The sequence below is a fragment of the Pseudomonas sp. SDI genome (assembly GCF_003105155.1).
Lineage (GTDB): Bacteria > Pseudomonadota > Gammaproteobacteria > Pseudomonadales > Pseudomonadaceae > Aquipseudomonas.
This window is the reverse complement of sequence record NZ_QETK01000009.1, coordinates 43,417-62,579: the sequence shown is the minus strand read 5'-3', so window position 1 is coordinate 62,579 and position 19,163 is coordinate 43,417. Positions and strand designations below refer to the sequence as shown.

Sequence of the window (19,163 nt, the reverse complement as noted above, 5' to 3'; positions counted from 1 at the left end):
AGAAGGGCCATGCACAAGAAGAATCGAGCGCTGTACCTGGGCATCCTGACTGGCGTGCTGTTGATGGGGCTGGGGGTGGCTTACGAGAACCTCTGGTGCGACCCGCGTGAAGCGCTGAGCGAGCAGGAACCAGAGGCCAACCACCGCCTCAGCCGCGACGGCGTCACCGTCGAGTTCGAGGCGCGGCCGCTGGCCGGCAGCGACGGGCTGGTCGAGGGTGGGTACGCCAACGTGCTGTTCCGGGTTACCCAGCAGGCCTCCGGGCAGCCGCTGTCGGGGGTCTCGCCGGGGGCCTGGATCGACCCGGCACTGACCGGCGATGCCGCCAAGGACCGCGACAAGAGCTGCAAGGCGCGGGTCGCGCTGTTCCTCAAGAGCAGCATCGGTGCACGGCCGTTGATGGACCTCAACAGCTACTTCCTGCTGGTGCTGAACAAGGACGCTAGCCTCACCGTGATCGACCCCTCGGTGTCGGTGGGCGGCGTCACCAGCACCCTGGCGCGGATCGGCCTGAGCGCCACGCCGATGGACTGGGTGGCGACCCGCGACGATAAGCAGGTGTTCGTCTCGCTGCCGGAGGTGGGCAAGGTGGCGCTGATCGACACCGCAACCTTCCAGCATGTCGCCGACCTGCCGGCCGGGCAGCAACCGGTGCGCGTCGCCCTGCAACCGGACGAGCGCCTGCTGTGGGTCGGCAACAACGCCGCCGACGCCGCGCACAGCGGCGTCACCGCCATCGACGCGCACAGCCGCACCCCGGTGAAATTTTTCGCCACTGGTCGCGGCCACCACGAGATTGCCTTCAGCCAGGACTCGCGCTACGTGTTCGTCAGCAACCGTGATAGCGGCACCCTGAGTGTGATCGACAGCAGCAACATGCACCTGGCGCAAACACTCCAGGTCGGCCCGCACCCGCTGTCGGTGGCCTATTCGGCACTGTCCCAGGCGGTCTACGTGGCCGATGGGCGCGACGGCAGCATCAGCGTGATCGACGCGCAACGCCACACCTTGCGCACACGCATCCAGGCCGAGCAGGGTCTGGGGCCGATGCGCTTCAGCCAGGACGGGCGTTTCGGCATCGTCCTGAATACCCTGGAAAACCGCGCCGCGGTGATCGACGCCAGCAACGACAGCCTGGTACACAACCTTGAGGTGTCTGCCGAGCCGTATCAGGTGACCTTTACCCAGGCCTACGCCTACATTCGCGGGTTGGCCTCGCCGAAGGTCACCATGATCAACCTGTCGAGCCTGGGCCGCGGCCGCCAGCCGATCATCCAGGGCTTCGACGCCGGCCCGGCGGCGCCGCGCCAGGCCGGCGACCTGCCGCTGGCCCTGGGCCTGACCACGGCGCGCGACGATAACTCGGTGTTTGTCGTCAACCCGGTGGACAACACCACCTACTTCTATGCCGAAGGGATGAACGCGCCGATGTCCGGCTATGCCAACCGTGGGCACGCCGCACGCGCCGCGCTGGTCGTCGACCGCAGCTTGCGCGAGGTGTCGCCGGGGGTCTACAGCTCGACGGTAAAACTGCCGGCGGCCGGCACCTTCGATGTCGCCTTCCTGCTCAACCAACCGCAGATCATCCACTGCTTCAGCACCCAGGTGGCGGCGTCGGCCAGCGCCCCGCACCGTCAGGTGACGCGGGTGGAGTTTCTCCTCGACCCGGCCCCGGCGCAGCAGGGCAGCCCGTTCGTGGCGCGCTTCCGCCTGGTCGAGGGCAGCGGCCAGCCGCGCCTGGGGGTGCGTGATCTGTCGCTGCGCTATTTCCTCGCGCCGTCGTCGCGGGCCATGAGCAGCGAGGTCAAGGAGTTGGGCGACGGGCTCTACGAAGCGCCGTTGCAGCTGGCCGAGGCCGGCGCCTGGTACCTGCATGTGCAGGCACCGTCGCTGGGCACGGCGTTTGCCGAAAAGAACTACACCAGCCTGCGGGTTCTGCCTGCCAAGGCGCAATGACCCGCTGAACCCGCACGAGGAACGCGCGATGAAATCACAGACCCTGAGCCGACTGTTCGCCCTGTGCCTGCTGGCCGCCGCCAGCGGCAGCGCCATGGCCCATTCCGGCGCCCACTCCGACGAGCACGCCGGGCACCAGGCGCCGCCGGCGCATGCGGAAAAAACCCAGGTACGCTTTGCCGATGTGTCGCTGCTGGATCAGCACGGCATGCCGGTACGCCTGGAACAAGACCTGGTCGGCGACAAGCTGGTGGTGATGGGCTTTATCTACACCCGCTGCACCACGGTGTGCCCGGTGGTCTCCTCGATCATGGGCAAGGTCCAGCAGCAACTGGGCGGCCGGGTCGGCAGCGAGGTGCAGTTGGTGTCGCTGAGCGTCGACCCGCAGCGCGACGATCCGCAGCGCCTGCTCGGCTATTCGCGGACCTTCCAGCAAGGTCCGGGCTGGAGCTGGTTGACCGGCAGCCCATACGCAGTGAGCGAAACCCTCAAGGGGCTCGGCAGTTGGAGCCCGGACCTGAACAATCATCCGCCGCTGATCCTGGTCGGCGACGGCCATAGCGGGCACTGGACACGCTTCTACGGCTTCACCGACCCGAATGTACTGGTGGCCGAAATCAATCGCTTGAGCGCACGCCGCGTGCATGCCAAGCACACGGCCATTGCCCAGGAGCAACAGCCATGAGCACGGTCATGCAGCGCAAGGTCGGCATGAAAACCTTCGATTGGCTGGTGCTGGGCGCCTGCCTGTGGATCATGGCCTCGATGGCCTTTGCCCACGACGGCCATCAGCCAGCCAGCGGCAGTGGCGGCCCGCTGGCCACCCCGGCCACGCCGGCCGGCGGCACCCGCGATGCCCAGACGTATTTCACCGACAGCCTGTTGCGCGACCAGAACGGCAATCAGCTGCGCTTCTACAGCGACGTGCTCAAGGACCGTGTAGTGCTGCTCAACGTGATCTACACCCACTGCAACGATGCCTGCCCGCTGATCACCCGCAAGCTGCGCGAGGTGCGCGAGGCGATGGGCGAGGCGGCGGCGAGCAAGGTCACCTTCATCTCGCTGACCAGCGACCCGAGCAACGACTCGCCGGCCGTGCTGAAGAACTTTGCCCAGCAGCAGGGGGTGGACGGCCCGAACTGGTTGTTCCTGACTGGCGAACAGGCACAGATCGACCTGGTGCTGGCACGCCTGGGGCAGATGGTGCCGAGTCCCGAGCAGCATTCCACCCAACTGATCGTCGGCGATGTGGCCGGCAAGCGCTGGAGCAAGATTCGCCCGGATGCGCCGCCGCAGGCCATCGCTCAGCGCTTGCAACTGCTCGCGCAACCTGTGGCCGGGTTGTAAGCCATGAACCGCTGGCAGATCGTGCTGCTACTGGCCCTGAGCGTGGCCCAGTCGGCCCAGGCGCTGGAGCTGAACGCGCAGGAACTGGCCGGTAAACGCCTGTACCGCGAGGGCCTTTCGGCCACTGGCGGCGAGGTCACGGCGTGGGTCGGCGCGGCCGATATGCAGGTGCCGGCCAGTGTCACCCCGTGTGCCGGCTGCCATGGCGCCGATGGCCAGGGCCGGCCGGAGGGCGGTGTGCGCCCGCCGGCGCTGAGCTGGCAGCGGCTGGCGCTGGGGCAGGGCGAGCGGCAGGTGAATGGCCGCAGGTATCCGGCCTACACCGAGGCCAGCCTGGCGCGGGCTATCGAACAGGGCCGTGACCCGGCGGGGCAGCGCCTGGACCCGGCGATGCCGCGATTTTCCATGGCCCTGAGTGACCGGTGCAACCTGATTGCCTACCTCAAGCGCCTGGAGGCGGACCGCGATCCGGGGCTGCAAGCCCAGACCCTGCGCCTCGGCACGCTGCTGCCGCAGGCCGGCGAGTTGGCCGAGGCGGCGCAGGTGGTGGCGGCGGTGCTCGACGGCAGCATCCAGCAGATCAACGAGCAGGGCGGCATTCATGGCCGGCAGGTGCAACTGGTGACGCTCGATCCGGGGCCGGACCGAGCGTCTGCCGAGCAGGCCTTGCAGCGGCTGCTCGGCGAGGAGCAGGTGTTTGCCCTGGTCATGCCGATGGCCCCGGCGCTGGACGAGACCCTGGCCGCGCGGCTGGAACAGGCGCAGGTGCCCTTGGTCGGGGCGCTGGGGCAGGCGGCCTACAGCCGGCAGATTTTCGAGCCGTTGCCGGGTGTCCGCGAGCAATTGCAGAGTGTGGCGGCGTATGCCGAGACGCGTTTGTCGGTGCAGCAGGGGCCGGCGCAGATCGTCTACAGCGAGGCCGAGCAGGCCGCGACGGCCACGGCGCTGCAAGCTGATTTGCGCAGGCGCGGCTGGGGCGAGGTGCCGGTGCTGCGCTTCGACGGGCAGGCGCCGGACACCTTGGCGTTGTTCTACCTGGGCTCGGCGCAGGCGTTCGAGCAGGTGGTGGAGGCGTTGCAGGCGGCGGGGCGGGCACCGTATCTGTTTGCCGCGTCGAGTCAGGTCGCCGGGGCGGTGGCGCGTTTGCCCGAGCAGTGGTCGCGGCGGGTGTTTCTGGCCTATCCGTTCATCCCCAGCGACTGGAGCGCGCGTGGCCGCGAGGCGTTGACCGCGCTGCGCGCGCGCGAAGGGTTGGATGGCCGCCAGGCGCTGCTGCAGGTGGGCGCCTGGTGTTCGATGCTGCTGCTGGAGGAAGGGCTCAAGCGCGCTGGGCGTGACGCCAGCCGCGACAAGTTGGTGGCAGCGCTGGAGGGCCTGCATGACGTCGACACCGGGCTGACCCCACCGTTGGGCTTCGGCCCCGGCCGACGCCGTGGGCTGGACGGCGCGCATGTAGTGATCCTGGAACTGCCGGGGCCGATGTTCTACCCGGTGGCGCCGTATCGGCGGCTGGAGCTGGGGCCATGAACCGCCTACACCCGCGCAGTTGCCGACTTCCATTCCAAGCGAGGTGAACCATGAAAATCTTCCTGCTGATCCTGCTGCTCATCGCCGTGGCCCAGGCCCTGTTGCTCAAGGCCGAGGAGGGCGGCATGGCCGCCGCGCGGGTCAACGGCGTGACCATCAGCGAATACCGCCTGGAACGCTACTTTGCCGAATACCTCGAAGACCAGGGCCGGCCGATCACCGGTATCCGCAGCCCCAGCCTGTACAAGCGCCTGCGCGAACAAGCCCTGCAAACCATGATCGACAAGGAGCTGCTGTTCCAGGAAGCCACCCGCCGCGGTATCAGCATCAGCGACAGCCGCCTGCAGGCCCGTCTCGACAGTCTGCGCAGTGCCTTTCCCAGCCGCGAGCACTACGCGCGCGCCCTGGCCGACGCCGGCTTCGATGAAGCCTCGTTCGCCGACTACACTCGTCATGAAATGGCCGCGCAACAGGTCTATCTGGACCTGACCCGCGTGCCGGAGCCCACCCCGGAGCACATCCAGGCGTTTTACCAGGAAGGTCAAGACAAGCAGTCACCCACGGCGAACCAAAGTGCCGGTGACTCTGTCGAACGTGAACAGGGACTGGCATTGGCAAAAAAACACCTTATCGAGCAACGACAGGCGCAGGCGCATGAGGCGCTACTGCAGCGCCTGCGTAACCAGTCCCGCATCGAACGGATTGACGCACGGTAAGCGCGTCCCCCACTGTTGGGGGCAGCGCTAGGGGCAATGTGCCAGCTAGTCCCCGAGAGTGGGGGCAAGCGTGCGCAGCTGTTTTCGCAGTACTTGTAAAATCATAGGGTTAGCGCTGTACCGAGCACCGGCTCGGGTCTGGCACGATGCGTGCGTAAGCCTGTACAAGGGCGCACTCCAGCCGGACCGAAAACCGGGCCTGCCTAGTTTCAAGGAGTCGACCTTGGTTAACAGAGTTTTGGTGGTGGATGACGAACAGACCCTTGCCGGCAATATCCAGGCTTACCTGGGTGCGCAAGGTCTCGATGTCCAGGTTGCCCACGACGGGGAAAGTGCCATCGGCCTGGCCGAACGCTTCGCACCCGATGTGATCGTGCTCGATTACCGCTTGCCCGATATGGAGGGGTTTCAGGTTCTGCAGGCTACGCGCCAACACAGGAACTGCCATTTCGTCCTGATTACCGCCCACCCGACCGTCGAGGTCCGTGAGCGGGCCAACCAGCTCGGTGTCAGCCATATCCTGTTCAAGCCTTTTCCGCTGGCGGAACTGGCCCGCGCAGTCTGCGACCTGACAGGCGTCGAGCGCACCGGCAGGGCCGGGGCCAGCCAGGAAACCGGCTTCGTCGAACGCCGCCAAGGCCGTAACCAGAGTTTCCCCCTGCAGTTGTACGACGGCAGCTGGGTTCTGGCGGACAGGCGTAGAAACACCACGAGCCCGCCGGCTCCTGACGACGACCAACTGCTCACCGGGGAATAGGGCGCGAGCAGACTGACACCTGGCTTGCCGCGCCGTTCGGGCTACCGCCCCGCAGCGTTGGAGAGCAAGCCATGGAACCGTTGTCGTTCGCCGTCGCGTCCGCCACTGCCAGCCCGCCGGCCAGCCTCGGTCGCGACCTGCTGGCCCAGGCCCGGCGCCAGGCCGAGCAAAGCGGCGAGCGCCTGATCGAGGCGCTGCGCAGCCTCAGCCAGCTCACCCCACAAGCCTTCGTCGAGGCCCTCGGCAACAGCCTGCACTACCCGGTGCTGGACAGCGCCGCGCTGTTCGCCGCCAGCCCGCGCTTCGACCAGGTCAGCCTGGCCCAGTGCCTGAAACGTGAATTCGTCCTGATCGAACATGCCGGTGCCACCGTCGGCGTGTTCGCCGACCCCTTCGACAGCGCCCGCCTGGCCTGGATCGACGAGTGCCTGCAAGGCGCGCCGCTGTACCTGGTGCAACTGGCCGACCTTGGCGGCTTTCTTGCCCGCCAGGAGGAAAGCTTCCACGCGGTCGACTCGCTGGGCAGCGAAGGCGACGCCAGCGCCGAGCACGAAACCCTGCACAGCCTGTCGCTGACCAGCATCAGCGAAGACCAGAGCCGGGTGGTCAAGCTGGTCAACTCGACCCTCTACGACGCGCTGAAAATGCACGCCAGCGATATCCACCTGGGGGTGACCGGCAGCGGCCTGGTGATCAAGTACCGCATCGACGGCGTGCTCAACGGCATCAGCAAGGTCAGCGGCAGCGAGTTCGCCGATCAGGTGATCTCGCGGATCAAGGTCATGGCCGAGCTGGACATCGGCGAGAAGCGCGTACCGCAGGACGGCCGCTTCAAGATCGGCATCAGCGCCCGGCAGATCGACTTCCGGGTCTCGATCATGCCGAGCATCTTCGGTGAAGACGCGGTGCTGCGGGTGCTCGACAAGCAGGACCTGGCCGACCGCGTCAGCGGCGTGCAATTGCAGGCGCTGGGCTTCGAGGACCAGACCCTGCGCAGCCTGCGCCGGCTGGCCAGCGAACCCTACGGGATGATCCTGGTGACCGGCCCCACCGGCAGCGGCAAAACCACCACGCTGTACGCGATGATCAGCGAGATCAACCACGGCGTAGACAAGATCATCACCATCGAAGACCCGGTGGAGTATCAACTGCCCGGCGTCCTGCAGATTCCCGTCAACGAGAAGAAGGGCCTGACCTTCGCCCGTGGCCTGCGCTCGATCCTGCGCCATGACCCGGACAAGATCATGGTCGGCGAGATCCGCGACCCGGACACCGCGCAGATCGCCGTGCAATCGGCGCTCACCGGGCACCTGGTGTTCACCACCATCCACGCCAACAACGTCTTCGACGTGATCGGCCGCTTCAGCCAGATGCAGGTCGACCCCTACAGCTTCGTTTCCGCGCTGAACGCCGTGCTGGCCCAGCGCCTGATTCGCCTGGTGTGCCCGCACTGCGCGGTGCCGCATCAACCCGACGCCGACGAACTGGCGGCGTCCGGCCTGGAGGCGGCGCGTGTCAGTGGCTATCGCTTCGTCCACGGCAGCGGCTGCGGCCAGTGCCGCGGCAGTGGCTACCGCGGGCGCACGGCAATTGCCGAACTGCTGCACCTGGACGACGAGCTGCGGCAGATGATCGTCGAACGCCAACCGATTGCCCGGATCAAGGCCCTGGCTTGCCAGCGCGGGCTGCGCCTGTTGCGCAGCTCGGCACTGGAGCTGGTGCGCGATGGCCGGACCACGCTTGAGGAGATCAATCGTGTCACTTTTGTCGCCTGATCGATTTATCGCCGTGCTCGGCGCCCAGGGCGTCGGCCTGTGCCGGCGCAGTGGCAGCCAGCAGCACTGGCTGGGCAGCGTCGGTTTCATTGCCGAACGCAGCCAGGCCTGGGCCGTGGCCCTGGATGCCTTGCAGTGCCTGCTGGGCCAGCACACGGTGCCGCGTGGCAGCCTGTACCTGGTGCTGTCGGCACATTACAGCCGCTTCTGCCTGGTGCCCTGGAGCGATGAAATTCATCGCCCGCAGGAGCTGCAAGCTTACGCCCGGGCCTGTTTTGAAGCGCACTACGGGCAATCGCTGGAAGGTTGGAAAGTGATCCTCTCCAGCGAGCCGGTCGGTCACCCGCGCATCGCCGCCGCCTTGCCCGAAGCGCTGATCCAGCGCGCCGCGGAGATCAGCGCGCAGGCCGGGTTGAGCCTGCACTCGGTGCAGCCGTACCTGATGAGCGCGTTCAACTGCTTCGTCGACGGGCTGGCGCACAACGACTTCCTGTTCCTGCTCGCCGAACCGCAGCGCAGCGTGCTGTTGACGGCCAAGGGCGGGCACTGGCAGCAGGTGCGCTCGCTCGGTAGCAGCGACAGCGACGCCGCGTTGGCCGCGCTGATCGGTCGCGAATGCGAGTTGCAGGACGACCTCTCGCACCTCTACCTGCATGCGCCGGGCCGGCTTGAGCCACGCCCGCAACTGGCCGGGGTGAACCTCTGTGAACTGCCTGTGGAGACCGCGCCGGTGCACGATGTGCTGTGCACCATGGCGCGGGCGGTGGCCTGACGTGCGCCGCCTGCTGCTGGACTTCCAGCCCCCCCGGCGGCGCCTGCTCAGCGGCCTGCCGCTGCTGCTCGGCGGCAGCCTGCTGCTGGCCGCGGTGGTCGCGCAGCAATCCCTCGACAGCCGCACCGAGGCGTTGCAGCAACGCTTGCAGCACAGCGAACAGCAACTCGGCCTGCGCCCCCGCAGCCAGCCCAGCCTGACGTCGGCGCAGCGCCGCGAACAGGCGGAAAACCTGGCGCAGATGCGCAGCCTCTCGCAACAACTGCAACGGCCCTGGGAGCGCCTGTTCGGCATGCTCGAAGCGCTGCCGCAGGACGACGTCGCGTTGCTCAGCCTGACCCCGGATGCGCGCAAGGGCCAGGTGCGGATCAGCGCCGAAGCGCGCGACCTGGAAGCCATGCTGGCGTTCCACCAACGCCTGGAGGCCAGCGCCGAGCTGCACGACGTGTCGCTGCTTAACCACGAAATCCAGCTCAAGCAAGCCGAGCATCCAGTGCAGTTCAACCTGTCGGCCAGTTGGGAGAACGGCGATGCGCATCTCTAGCCTGATGGTTCACGAACAGCTGCAACGGCTCGGTTGGCCGAGCCTGGTCGGCAGCGTCCTGGTGCTGCTGGGCCTGGCCTATGGTGCCAGCCTGGTGCCGCAGTGGCAGCAGTTGCAACGCCTGCAGGCGCAGGATGCCGCAGCCAGCGTGCAATTGCTGCAGTTGCAACGTGGCGAGCGCAAGGCGCTGGTGGCCAAGGACGACCCGCTGCTCGACCTGCACAAACAGCTGCCGGCCCAGCCGCAGGCGACCGACGCCATCGACCGCATCTACAGCCTGGCGCGCCGCGAGAAAATCAGCCTGGCCCGTGGCGAGTACTCGCTGGGGGTCGATCCCAAGACCCACCTGGCGCGCTACCAGATCCTCCTGCCGCTGCGCGGCAGCTATCCGCCGATCCGCCGCTTCCTGCACGCCTTGCTCGGTCAACTGCCGGCGCTGGTGCTGGAAGACATCGACCTGCAACGCAAACGGATCGGCGATAGCGAGCTGACCGGGCGCATCCGCATGACCCTTTACCTGTCGAGGTCATGATGAACACTCAACGTCTGCTGGGCTGGTCGGCATTTCTCGGCGTCGCCGCGCTGCTGAGCTGGGCCCCCGATTACTTCTTCGGCGACAGCGACGGCGCCGCCGACAGCCCCCCGGCGGTGGCCGCGCGCACTGCGCCGGCCGCTGCTCCGGTGGCCGCCAGCAAGGCCCCGGCGGCCTTGAGCACGGTCGACCTGTTCGCCAGCAAAAGCTGGAAGCCGGCGCCGCTGCTGGCCAGCGTCAGCGAAGCGGCGGCCCCCGCGGCTCCGGTCGAGGTCACCCCGGTGGCGCCGGCCTTGCCGTTCCAGTTCGTCGGGCGCCTGGATGACCGTGACGATCAGCAGGTGTTCCTGCAAAGCGGCGAAAAACTCTACGTCGTGCGCCGTGGCGACGTGATCGAAGACACCTACCGGATCGAGCAGATCTCCGCCACGGAGCTGAGCCTGGTCTACCTGCCTTTGCACCTGTCCCAGACCTTGTCTGTAGGGAGCGCACCATGAACTCGCCATGCCTTCGCACCACCGCGCCGTACCTGCTGCTGGCGCTATTCGTGGCCGTTGCCGGCTGCAACGGCACCCACGCCATCCGCAAGGACGGCCAGGCACTGATCGCCGAGGGCCAGTATGAAGCGGGCCTGGCGCTGATCGAGCAAGGCCTGGCAGAGACGCCCCGCGACACCGAGCTGAACGTGGCGCTGAGCCAGGGCCGGGTCAAAGCCGTAGAGGCCTTGCTCAGCCAGGGCGACAGCGACCGTAGCCGTCACGACTTTGCCGGCGCGCGGATGGCCTACGGCCGGGTGCTGAGCATCGAACCGAACAACCGCCGCGCGCAGGAAGCGGTGCGTCAGATCGAACAGATGCGCAACATCGACGAACGCACTGCCCTGGGCCAGGCCGCGCTGCGCCGTGGCGACCTGTTCGGCGCCGAGCGGCACATGCGCGAAGTGCTCCAGCTCGACCCGCAGAACCAGGGCGCGCTGGCCTTGCGCAAGGACATCGAGCTGGTCCAGAGCCGTACCGCCCAACCCAACCCGCAGTTGCGCGGCAAGCTGGATCGGCCGGTGACCCTGGAGTTTCGCGAGGCCAACCTGAAAACCATCTTCGAGGTGCTGTCGCAGGTCGCCGGGCTCAACTTCATCTTCGACAAAGACCTGCGCCCGGACATGAAAGCCACCATTTTCGTCCGCGACGTGCGCATCGAGGACGCCGTGGCCCTGCTGCTGGAACAGAACCAGTTGCACCAGAAAGTGGTGAACGACAACACCCTGCTGATCTACCCGGACTCGCCGCAGAAGACCAAGGACTACCAAGAGCTGGTGATGAAAACCTTCTACCTCACCAGCATTGACTCCAACACGGCGCTGAACATGGTCAAGACCATGCTCAAGACCCGCGACGTGTTCGTCGACGAGCGCCTCAACACCTTGACCATGCGCGACACTGCGGACGCCATCCGCATGGCCGAGAAGCTGCTGCAATCGCAGGACCAGTCCAACCCCGAAGTGGTGCTGGAAGTGGAGGTGATGGAAGTCGCCCGTTCGCGGATCCTCGACCTCGGCCTGCAATGGCCGAACACCTTCGGCATCATCAATGCCGACGGCTCCCCGGTCAGCGTGCTCGACCAGCTGCGTGGCATCAACTCCTCGCGGATCGGCTTCACGCCGTCGCCGCAACTGAAGATCAACGCCCAGGACAAAGACGTCAACACCCTGGCCAGCCCGGTGATCCGCGTGACCAACCGCGAACAGGCACGCATCCACATCGGCCAGCGCGTACCGATCATCAGCGCCACCTCGGTGCCGTCGACCCAGGGCCCGGTGATTACCGAAAGCGTCACCTACCTGGATGTCGGTCTGAAGCTCGAAGTGCAGCCCATCGTTCACCTGAACAACGAAGTGGCGATCAAGATCGCCCTTGAGGTGAGCAACGCCACGCCGTTGCAGCCGACCCGCCAGGGCACCATTCCGGTCCAGGTCGACACCCGCAACGCGCAGACCACCCTGCGCCTGCACGACGGCGAAACCCAGGTGCTGGCGGGCCTGGTGCGCAACGACCAGACCAGCTCGGGCAACAAGATCCCTGGCCTTGGCGACATTCCGGGCCTGGGCCGGCTGTTCGGCAGCAACAACGACAACGTTGGCAAGTCCGAGCTGGTGTTGGCGATCACCCCGCGCATCGTGCGCAACCTGCCGTACCAGAGCCCGTCGGACATGGAGTTCAACACCGGCACCGAAACCAGCATGCAGATCCGCAACCTGAATCGCGACATCGAGATTCCGAGCGCGCCGATTGCTGCCGTGCCTAGCGCAGCGAGGCCTTGAGCGATGAAACGCAGTCAGGGCGGCTTCACCTTGATCGAAGTAGTGCTGACGCTGGCGCTGATCGGCCTGCTGGCCGCCATCGCCGCGCCGCTCACCGAGACCCTGGTGCGCCGCAGCAAGGAACAGGAGCTGAAAACCGCGCTGTTCCAGCTGCGTGACGCCATCGATGCCTACAAGCGTGCCTATGATGCCGGGTACCTCGAGAAGAACCTCTCCGGCAGCGGCTACCCGCCGAACCTCAGTGTGCTGGTTAACGGGGTGCGCGATGTGCGCAGTGCCAAGGGCGCGAAGTTCTACTTCCTGCGGCGGATCCCGCACGACCCGCTGCGCAGCGCCAAGGATGACGACGAGGGCGGTTGGGGCCTGCGTGCCTACGACAGTTCGGCCGACAGCCCACGCGATGGCGAGGACGTCTTCGACGTCTACTCGCAAGCGCCGGGCAAAGGCCTCAACGGCATCGCCTACAGCCAGTGGTGAACGACATGCGCCGGAACAAGGGCTTTACCCTGATCGAACTGCTGGTGGTGATGGCGATCATCGCGACGCTGATCACCATCGCCATGCCACGCTATTTCAGCAGCCTGGAGCGCTCCAGGGAGACCACCCTGCGCCAGAGCCTGTCGGTGATGCGCGAAGCCCTCGACCACTACTACGGCGACACCGGGCACTACCCTGACTCGCTCGACCAGCTGGTTGAACAACGTTACCTGCGCGCCGCGCCGCTGGACCCGATTACCGAGCGCCGCGACCTGTGGACCGTGCTGCCGCCGCCCGATGGCGTCGCCGGCGGGGTTGGCGACATCAAGAGCGGTGCCACCGGGAGGGCGCGTGATGGCAGCCTCTATGCAGACTGGTGAGCAGCGCCAGGGCGGCTTTAGCTACCTCGGCGTGCTGTTGCTGATCGCCTTGATGGGCATGGCCCTGGCCGCCGCCGGCGAGTTGTGGTCGACCGTGGCCCAGCGTGAGCGTGAACGCGAGCTGCTCTGGGTCGGCAGCCAGTATGCGCAGGCGCTGCGCAGCTACTACCGCAGTTCACCGGGGCTGGCGCAGTACCCGCAGACCCTCGACGAGCTGCTGCTCGACCCGCGCTTCCCGAACAAGGTGCGCCACCTGCGCCGGCTGTACCGCGACCCGATCGCCAACAGCGACGACTGGGGTCTGCTGCGCTCGATCGACGGGCGTATCAGCGGGGTTTACAGCCGCTCGCAGCAGTCGCCGCTGAAGCAGGCCGGGTTCGACGCGCAGTGGCAGGACTTCACCGGGCTGACGCATTACAGCGACTGGCAGTTCGCCGCCGAGCAGGCCTTCATCGACAACGGCCGCAAGGCCCGGCAGGCAGGAGACGCACCATGAACCGCACGCTGTCGGCACTGCTACTGGTACTGACCCTGCTGGCCAACCAGGCCCGGGCCAGTGAAAAGGACGAGATGATGGGCTTTATCGTCGATTACACCGTCTCGCACATCGGCCACGCGTTCTACAACAGCTTTACCGAGCGGCTGCGTGCCACCAGCCGTCTGGATTTCAATCTGGTGGTACGCGAGCGGCCGGATGCGCGCTGGGGCAGCCTGGTGACGGTCGAGTTTCAGCAACGGTTGATCTACCGGCGCTTTCTGCCACCGAACACCGTTGAACTCAAGGACGTGGCCTACGAGGCCGCGGACCTGGTCAGGGCGGAGATTGTCCAGCGCAAGCTGCAATCGCTGCTGCAGGACACAACCGATCTGGAGAGGGACGAGCTATGAACCACACACTTCCGGCCCTGGCCGTCTGCACGCTGCTGGCCGCCGTGGGCGCCCAGGTCGGTGCCACGGAACTGGTCCACACCCCGGTCAATCCGGCGTTCGGCGGCAACCCGTTGAACGGCACCTACCTGTTGAACAACGCCCAGGCACAGAACGACCATGACGATCCGTCGATTGCCAGCCGCTCCTCGGCGTTCGCCAGCACCTCGGCGTTGGAGCGCTTCAGCAACCAGCTGGAGTCGCGGCTGCTGTCGCAGTTGCTCGACAACGTTTCCAACGGCAAGACCGGCAGCCTGTCAACCGACTCGTTCATCATCAACGTGATCGACGATTCCGGTGCCCTGAGCATTCAGATCACCGACCGGGCGACCGGCGAGATCTCGGAAATCCAGGTCAATGGGCTGAACCCTTGAGCGGCAGTGCGTCATCCAGGAGCTACGAAGATGAAACGACTACTGAGCACACTGCTGATCCTCGCCACCTTGCAAGGTTGTGGCTTGCGTGAGCCGATGCCGGCCGACGATACCGAGAGCCCGACGCTGACCCCGCGTGCCTCGACCTATTACGACCTGCTGAACATGCCGCGGCCCAAAGGCCGGCTGATGGCCGTGGTGTATGGTTTCCGTGACCAGACCGGGCAATACAAGCCGACCCCGGCCAGTTCGTTCTCGACCAGCGTCACCCAGGGCGCGGCGAGCATGCTGATGGATGCGTTGCAGGCCAGTGGCTGGTTCGTGGTGCTGGAGCGCGAAGGCCTGCAGAACCTGCTGACCGAGCGCAAGATCATCCGTGCGTCGCAGAAGAAGCCCGATACCCCAGTGAACATCCAGGGCGAGCTGCCACCGTTGCAGGCGGCCAACCTGATGCTGGAGGGGGGCATCATTGCTTATGACACCAACGTGCGCAGCGGCGGTGAGGGCGCGCGTTACCTGGGCATCGATATTTCCCGCGAGTACCGCGTCGATCAGGTGTCGGTGAACCTGCGGGCGGTGGATGTGCGCAGTGGCCAGGTATTGGCGAACGTGATGACCAGCAAGACCATCTACTCGGTGGGGCGCAGTGCCGGGGTGTTCAAGTTCATCGAGTTCAAGAAGCTGCTGGAAGCGGAGGTGGGCTACACCACCAACGAGCCGGCGCAGTTGTGCGTGCTGTCGGCGATCGAGGCGGCGGTGGGGCACTTGCTGGCGCAGGGGATCGAGCGGCGGCTGTGGCAGGTGGCGGGGGACGGCAGTGGCGACAAGGCGGTGCTGGACAAGTACCTGAGCCAGTATCAGCAGCCTTGATGGCAAGCCAGCGCCTACAGGAAGTGCGTTGAGCCTGTAGGCGCCACCGATCTACAGCGGGTAGTGCTTCAACTCCCGCGCAATCAACATCCGCTGGATCTCGCTCGACCCCTCATAAATCTGGGTAATCCGCGCATCCCGGTAGTAGCGCTCCACCGGGTAATCCTCCAGGTAGCCATAGCCGCCATGTACCTGGATTGCCTTCGAGCACACCCGCTCGGCCATCTCCGAGGCAAACAGCTTGGCCTGCGAGGCCTCGCTCAGGCACGGTTTGCCCGCCGAACGCAGGCGGGCCGCGTGCAGGATCAGCAAGCGCGCCGCGTTGATCTGCACCTGCATGTCGGCGAGCAGGTTGGCAATGCTCTGGTGCTCGTTGATCGGCTTGCCGAACTGGATTCGCTCACGCGAATACAGCAGCGCCGCCTCGAACGCCGCCCGGGCGATACCCAGCGCCTGCGCGGCAATCCCGATACGCCCGCCTTCGAGGTTGGACAGCGCAATCGCCAGGCCCTTGCCACGCTCGCCGAGCAGGTTCGCCGCCGGGATTCGGCAGTTGTTCAGGGTGACCGCACAGGTGTCGGAGGCGCGAATGCCCATCTTGTGTTCGCTGCGATCGACCACGAAACCTTCGTTCTCGGTCGGCACCAGGAACGCCGAGATGCCTTTCTTGCCGAGCTCCGGATCGGTGACCGCAAACACGATGGCCAGCCCGGCACGCCGGGCGTTGCTGACAAACTGCTTGGCCCCGTTGATCACCCAGTGATCGCCCTGCAATTCGGCGCGGGTGCGCAGGTTGTGCGCTTCCGAGCCCGCCTGCGGCTCGGTAAGGCAGAAGCAGCCAATCACTTCGCCGCTGGCCAGGCGCTGCAGCCAGCTCTGTTGCTGTGCGTCGTTGCCATAGGCCAGCAGCGGCCCGCAGCCCACCGAGTTGTGAATACTCATCAGCGCGCCGGTAGCCCCGTCGCCGGCAGCAATCTCTTCCACGGCCAGGGCGTAGGCCACGTAATCGGTGTAGCTGCCGCCCCATTGCTCCGGCACGACCATGCCGAGCAGGCCCAGCTCGCCCATCTTCCTGACTACGCCATCGTCGATCCAGCCGGCCTTTTCCCAGGCCTGGGCATGCGGGGCGATTTCGCCACGGGCGAAGTCCCGGGCCATGTCGCGGATCATGATCTGCTCTTCGCTCAGTTCCAGGTCTTGCATCTGCGTACTCCGGCCCTCACAGGCCCTCGAAGAATTGGTCTACCCGCGCACGGCTGAGGCCGGCGACGGTGGCAGGGTTCCAGCGCGGCTGCTTGTCCTTGTCGATGAGCAGCGCCCGCACGCCCTCGATCAGGTCGCCGTGGTCGAACCATTGCTGGTCCAGGTGCAGTTCCATCTTGAAGCATTCTTCCAGGCTCAACTGGCGGCCGCGACGAAGCAGCTCCAGGGTCACTGCCATCGCCAGCGGCGAGCGGGTTTCCAGCAGGTCGGCGGTGTTCAGCGCCCATTCGTGGCTGTCGGCCACGCTGACCGCGCGCAGTTGCTCGATCATGCTGGCGATGTCGGGCAAGCCGAAGAAGTGGTCGATGGCCGGGCGCAGGGCGGCCAGCGGCGGGTGGTCGAGGTGTTGCGTGCCGAGCTTGGCCAGCAGGCCTTGCAGGTCCTTGAGTGGGCGCTCGCCCCAGCTCAGGCTGTCGAGGCGTTCGTCGAGGCTGGCGAGCTTGCTGCTCTCCAGGTACCAGTCGGCGAGGCCGCAGTACAGCGCGTCGGCTGCCTGCACCTGGACGCCGCTGACGCCCAGGTAGATGCCCAGCTCACCGGGGATGCGCGAGAGGAAATAGCTGCCGCCGACATCCGGGAAATAGCCGATGCCGACTTCCGGCATGGCCAGCCGGCTGCGTTCGGTGACCACCCGCAGGTCGGCGCCCTGGGCCAGGCCCATGCCGCCACCGAGGGTGAAGCCGTCCATCAGTGCCAGCACCGGCTTGCGGTAGTGGTGGATGCTCAGGTCGAGGGCGTATTCCTCGACGAAGAAATCGCGGTGCAGGCTGTCGGCGCTTTTATAGCTGTCGTACAGCGAGCGGATATCGCCGCCGGCGCAGAAGCCCTTGGGGCCTTCGCCGCGCAGGACCACGGCGTGCACCTGCGGATCGGCGGCCCAGGCATCGAGCTGGCGTTGCAGGCGGCGGACCATGTCCAGGGTCAGGGCGTTGAGCCCGGCGGGGCGGTTGAGGGTCAAGTGACCGATGTGGTTGCGGACCTGGGCCAGTACATCCGACTGGGCGGCCGACGTGGTAGCGTGCGCGGTCATCGCTGTCTCCCTGCTTTGTTATTGATTTTCCACATGAATTGCAGCGGCGTGGAGATGAGTTCAAGGATCGCCGGATCGTACCAGTGCAAATTTGCCTGATGCAATTGGCAGAAATGCAGGTGGTTTCTGCATTTTTGCAGGAGCCGGCCTCCTGTGGCAGCCAGACTCCCTGGGGGGGGTGAGCTCAGCGCGCCAGGCGGCCGCTGACGAAATGCCCGACATCGTTGTAGCCATGGGTCGAGGCATGCCCTGGCGTCACCAGCGCGTCGATGAAAGCTTCGTCCTCGGCGGTGATCTTCACCTCCAGCGCGCCGCGGTAGGTGTCCCATTGCGCCTCGGTACGCGGGCCGACGATGGCCGAGCTGACCAGTTGGTTGTTCAGCACCCAGGCAATGGCGAATTCGACCATGCCGACGCCCTTGGCCTCGGTGTAGGCATGAATCTTCTGCGCAATGGCCAGCGATTCCGGCCGCCATTCGGTTTCCAGGATCCGCTTGTCCTGGCGCCCGGCGCGGCTGTTGGCGTCCGGCGCAGCGTTCGGCGCGTACTTGCCGCTGAGCACGCCACGGGCCAGCGGGCTGAACGGCACGATGCCCAGGCCATGGTACGCGGCGGCAGTGAACTGCTCGGGCTCGGCCTGGCGGTTGACGATGTTGTACAGCGGCTGGCTGACCACCGGCTTGGCGATGCCCAACTTGTCGGCCAGGTTGCAGATTTCGGCAATGCGCCAGCCGCGGAAGTTGGACACGCCCCAGTGGCGGATCTTGCCCTCGCGCAGCAGGTCGCCAATGGCCGCGAGGCTGACGTCCAGCGGGGTGCTGTGGTCTTCGCGGTGCAGGTAATAGATGTCCAGGTAATCGGTACCGAGGCGGGTCAGGCTGGCCTCGATGGCATTGAAGATGTGCTTGCGGCTCAGGCCGCTGCGATTGGGCAGGCCGTCGGCGGGGCCAAAGCCGACCTTGGAGGCGAGGATCCAGTCCTGGCGATGGGCGGCGATGGCTTCACCGACGATCTCTTCCGAGCGCCCGGCGTTATACACGTCGGCGGTATCGATGAAGTTGATGCCCTGGTCCCAGGCCTTGTCGATGATGCGCAGGGCGTCTTCGCTGCTGGTCTGTTCGCCGAACATCATGCTGCCCAGGGTGAGGGCGGAAACCTGCAGACCACTGCGGCCCAGAGGACGGTAGATCATGATCGGTAATCCCTTCGCGGTTTTGGATCCGCTCTGTTTTACACAGATCTACCGGGGAAGAAAAGCACCGCGGGACGCGCCTGCCGACGGAGCGTTTGCTGACGATGGACAGCGTCAGGCCTGCGCCCAGGCCTCGGCCTTGCTGCGCGCTCGCGCGCGGGACATCGCCCGGGGCTGGCGCAGCGCACAACTGTTGCGCTAGCAACAGTTGTCGAACACATCGGCCTGTTTGAAACACCCTGCAGAGGGTCAAGGAACCGCTCTAATCCAGCAAATACAGGCAGTTCAGGGTTTGGCACGAACGCTGCAATTGCCTAAGGGAGATTGACTATACCAATAGAAACTCACCTTTTTTTAATCTGGTGGGGAGCAATACCTTGAAATGCGTGCCTTCTGAAACCTGCGCA

The 19,163-nt window shown here is 66.0% G+C and carries 22 protein-coding genes; 19 read left to right on the top strand and 3 right to left on the bottom strand.

The genetic code is table 11. The annotated features are described in order from the left end of the window. The first annotated feature begins 9 nt into the window (after positions 1-9). The 18 genes from DCO48_RS08050 to DCO48_RS07965 all read left to right on the top strand — a co-directional run bounded on the left by DCO48_RS08050 (position 10) and on the right by DCO48_RS07965 (position 15,271). The gene (locus DCO48_RS08050) at positions 10-1,956 is read left to right on the top strand and encodes a YncE family protein (protein WP_116550068.1); all 1,947 of its coding nucleotides are present in this window, start codon (positions 10-12) and stop codon (positions 1,954-1,956) included. 28 nt (positions 1,957-1,984) lie between these two features. After that, positions 1,985-2,641, top strand: coding sequence for an SCO family protein (locus DCO48_RS08045; RefSeq protein ID WP_116550067.1), 657 nt, complete (start codon positions 1,985-1,987; stop codon positions 2,639-2,641). After that, on the top strand, positions 2,638-3,303 hold the full coding sequence (locus tag DCO48_RS08040; protein ID WP_116550066.1) for an SCO family protein: 666 nt from the start codon (positions 2,638-2,640) through the stop codon (positions 3,301-3,303). The genes DCO48_RS08045 and DCO48_RS08040 overlap by 4 nt, the downstream gene beginning before the upstream one ends. Before the next feature lie 3 nt (positions 3,304-3,306). Continuing rightward, positions 3,307-4,830 carry an ABC transporter substrate-binding protein gene (locus DCO48_RS08035; RefSeq protein ID WP_177410595.1) on the top strand — a complete coding sequence of 508 codons (1,524 nt, stop codon included), beginning with the start codon at positions 3,307-3,309 and terminating at the stop codon, positions 4,828-4,830. A gap of 50 nt (positions 4,831-4,880) precedes the next feature. Continuing rightward, a complete protein-coding gene (locus DCO48_RS08030) occupies positions 4,881-5,546 on the top strand; it encodes a SurA N-terminal domain-containing protein (RefSeq protein WP_116550065.1) in 666 nt (221 codons plus the stop codon). A gap of 223 nt (positions 5,547-5,769) precedes the next feature. Then, the gene (locus DCO48_RS08025; protein WP_116550064.1) at positions 5,770-6,303 is read left to right on the top strand and encodes a response regulator; all 534 of its coding nucleotides are present in this window, start codon (positions 5,770-5,772) and stop codon (positions 6,301-6,303) included. Positions 6,304-6,374: 71 nt separating this feature from the next. After that, positions 6,375-8,078, top strand: coding sequence for a GspE/PulE family protein (locus DCO48_RS08020; protein ID WP_116550063.1), 1,704 nt, complete (start codon positions 6,375-6,377; stop codon positions 8,076-8,078). Continuing rightward, positions 8,059-8,850: a hypothetical protein gene (locus DCO48_RS08015; protein ID WP_116550062.1), complete on the top strand. Its 792-nt coding sequence runs from the start codon at positions 8,059-8,061 to the stop codon at positions 8,848-8,850. Before DCO48_RS08020 ends, DCO48_RS08015 begins: the two co-directional genes overlap by 20 nt. 1 nt (position 8,851) lies before the next feature. After that, entirely contained in the window at positions 8,852-9,394 is a 543-nt protein-coding gene (locus tag DCO48_RS08010; RefSeq protein WP_116550061.1) for a PilN domain-containing protein, read from the top strand. Then, positions 9,381-9,926, top strand: a complete 546-nt coding sequence (locus DCO48_RS08005) for a GspMb/PilO family protein (RefSeq protein WP_116550060.1) — start codon at positions 9,381-9,383, stop codon at positions 9,924-9,926. The genes DCO48_RS08010 and DCO48_RS08005 overlap by 14 nt, the downstream gene beginning before the upstream one ends. Continuing rightward, positions 9,926-10,423, top strand: a complete 498-nt coding sequence (locus DCO48_RS08000) for a hypothetical protein (protein WP_116550059.1) — start codon at positions 9,926-9,928, stop codon at positions 10,421-10,423. Before DCO48_RS08005 ends, DCO48_RS08000 begins: the two co-directional genes overlap by 1 nt. Further along, positions 10,420-12,243 (top strand): secretin N-terminal domain-containing protein, encoded by a 1,824-nt coding sequence (locus DCO48_RS07995; RefSeq protein WP_116550058.1) that lies wholly within the window; start codon positions 10,420-10,422, stop codon positions 12,241-12,243. Before DCO48_RS08000 ends, DCO48_RS07995 begins: the two co-directional genes overlap by 4 nt. Positions 12,244-12,246: 3 nt before the next feature. Further along, positions 12,247-12,720, top strand: a complete 474-nt coding sequence (locus tag DCO48_RS07990) for a type II secretion system protein (RefSeq protein ID WP_116550057.1) — start codon at positions 12,247-12,249, stop codon at positions 12,718-12,720. A gap of 5 nt (positions 12,721-12,725) precedes the next feature. After that, positions 12,726-13,100 carry a type II secretion system protein gene (locus DCO48_RS07985; protein WP_116550056.1) on the top strand — a complete coding sequence of 125 codons (375 nt, stop codon included), beginning with the start codon at positions 12,726-12,728 and terminating at the stop codon, positions 13,098-13,100. Continuing rightward, complete coding sequence (locus DCO48_RS07980) at positions 13,075-13,596, top strand: type II secretion system protein (protein ID WP_116550055.1); 522 nt, start codon at positions 13,075-13,077, stop codon at positions 13,594-13,596. The genes DCO48_RS07985 and DCO48_RS07980 overlap by 26 nt, the downstream gene beginning before the upstream one ends. After that, on the top strand, positions 13,593-13,988 hold the full coding sequence (gene csgE / locus DCO48_RS07975; protein WP_116550054.1) for a curli production assembly/transport protein CsgE: 396 nt from the start codon (positions 13,593-13,595) through the stop codon (positions 13,986-13,988). Before DCO48_RS07980 ends, csgE begins: the two co-directional genes overlap by 4 nt. Continuing rightward, the gene (locus tag DCO48_RS07970) at positions 13,985-14,401 is read left to right on the top strand and encodes a curli assembly protein CsgF (RefSeq protein ID WP_116550053.1); all 417 of its coding nucleotides are present in this window, start codon (positions 13,985-13,987) and stop codon (positions 14,399-14,401) included. The genes csgE and DCO48_RS07970 overlap by 4 nt, the downstream gene beginning before the upstream one ends. A 30-nt stretch (positions 14,402-14,431) precedes the next feature. Continuing rightward, on the top strand, positions 14,432-15,271 hold the full coding sequence (locus DCO48_RS07965; RefSeq protein WP_116550052.1) for a CsgG/HfaB family protein: 840 nt from the start codon (positions 14,432-14,434) through the stop codon (positions 15,269-15,271). A 51-nt stretch (positions 15,272-15,322) separates the two neighbouring features. On the opposite strand, the gene DCO48_RS07960 is transcribed toward DCO48_RS07965, so the two are convergent. The 3 genes from DCO48_RS07960 to DCO48_RS07950 all read right to left on the bottom strand — a co-directional run bounded on the left by DCO48_RS07960 (position 15,323) and on the right by DCO48_RS07950 (position 18,756). Then, positions 15,323-16,474, bottom strand: coding sequence for an acyl-CoA dehydrogenase family protein (locus DCO48_RS07960; protein WP_116550051.1), 1,152 nt, complete (start codon positions 16,472-16,474; stop codon positions 15,323-15,325). Between the two features lie 16 nt (positions 16,475-16,490). Next, positions 16,491-17,564 (bottom strand): enoyl-CoA hydratase/isomerase family protein, encoded by a 1,074-nt coding sequence (locus tag DCO48_RS07955; RefSeq protein WP_116550050.1) that lies wholly within the window; start codon positions 17,562-17,564, stop codon positions 16,491-16,493. Between the two features lie 184 nt (positions 17,565-17,748). Then, positions 17,749-18,756, bottom strand: coding sequence for an aldo/keto reductase (locus tag DCO48_RS07950; RefSeq protein ID WP_116550049.1), 1,008 nt, complete (start codon positions 18,754-18,756; stop codon positions 17,749-17,751). On the opposite strand from DCO48_RS07950, the gene DCO48_RS07945 reads away from it, so the two are divergent. Continuing rightward, positions 18,755-18,958 carry a hypothetical protein gene (locus DCO48_RS07945; RefSeq protein WP_116550048.1) on the top strand — a complete coding sequence of 68 codons (204 nt, stop codon included), beginning with the start codon at positions 18,755-18,757 and terminating at the stop codon, positions 18,956-18,958. The genes DCO48_RS07950 and DCO48_RS07945 overlap by 2 nt on opposite strands. The last annotated feature ends 205 nt before the right edge of the window (positions 18,959-19,163 follow it).